Annotated in this window: 1 protein-coding gene; it reads right to left on the minus strand. The window is 31.5% G+C overall.

What is annotated here, in order from left to right:
* Positions 1 to 91 precede the first annotated feature (91 nt).
* The gene (locus HNR53_RS23070) at positions 92 to 604 is read right to left on the minus strand and encodes a stage II sporulation protein P (protein WP_184530534.1); all 513 of its coding nucleotides are present in this window, start codon (positions 602 to 604) and stop codon (positions 92 to 94) included.
* Positions 605 to 1,221 lie beyond the last annotated feature (617 nt).

Here is a 1,221-nt window from a genome sequence, read left to right on the forward strand (position 1 = left end):
AAATAAATAAGCCGTATATTTGATTAAAAAAATCAGGATATACGGCTATTTGTGATGCGTACCGGAAAGGTGCGCTTTTTATATTTCGGGCTTACTTTGAATTGGATATTACAAATGAAATCCTTGCATAATCTTTCCCATTAATTTTAATAGTAGTATTGTCTCTCTTTTGAGAATCCCTGTGTATATCAAATACCATTTTAATGCTTTTATTATTTTCTATAGCTTCTTGTAAAGAATCTCTTGAAACTCTATATGACTGATTAAATGATAGCCCTTTCTTCTCCATAATATCCATAATATCTGCGTTATCGTGGATATTGCTTATGTTCCTTTCAATTAATTCCTGACTAAACCTTTTTCCTACCAATGTAATATTCTTTGAATCATGATAAGCTATATTGGGTTCTTGGACTTGTGTTTCTGATATAAATGATTCCTTATTGTGTGTATGGTATATAAATACCAAAGGTTTTGGTTCATCTTTAGTTACTACTTCATCTGATGATTTAAAAACTTTCTCCTCTGAATTTCCTGTTGTTTGGCTTGTACACCCCATTAAAAACAGCGACAATAAAATTCCTAAGAGAATAAACCTTTTCACAACTAAATCCTCCCCCGTTTTTTACTGTTTTTTTACTTGGAATACTTTCTACAGGATATAGGAATTTACCTCCTTGAAAGATCTTGTCTTGTTTCATTAAACGGCCTCTTTAGTAAAAAAGACCGCCATTTTGACGATCTACATTGTTCCGTTATAGCAAGATTGCGGAATATGAAAGAGATGCAAAGTTAGCTTAATAAATATATATTGTTATGAATAAATCCTATCTTCTTGTAAAAAATAAATTAACCAAATCCGAGGAGAAGATTAAAAAATGAGGAAAACTTTAATACTCTTTCTTATGTTTTTCATCTCATACACTAATCACATTGAAGCTAAGACCAAAATAGAAATAATCCCACAAAATCAACGTCCCTCCATAATGGAGTTAGCTTTTTTAAGGTATCTCGGCGGAACTATCCTTGAAGTTATGGATAAACACGGTGATAGACAGTTATTCACATTTGAGAGAATTGAAAAAATTTCAAGAGATTATGAAAATGATTCGTATGATGTTTCATTTCTACAATTGGCTTCGAGTACTTTTTGCGTTTCTTTCTTCGTTTACTCGGGGACAAATGTTTAAATTTCCTTTCTAGGCGATATAACTCATCACA

Source organism: Bacillus benzoevorans, from assembly GCF_014207535.1.
In the GTDB taxonomy this organism is placed as follows: domain Bacteria; phylum Bacillota; class Bacilli; order Bacillales; family Cytobacillaceae; genus Bacillus_BD; species Bacillus_BD benzoevorans.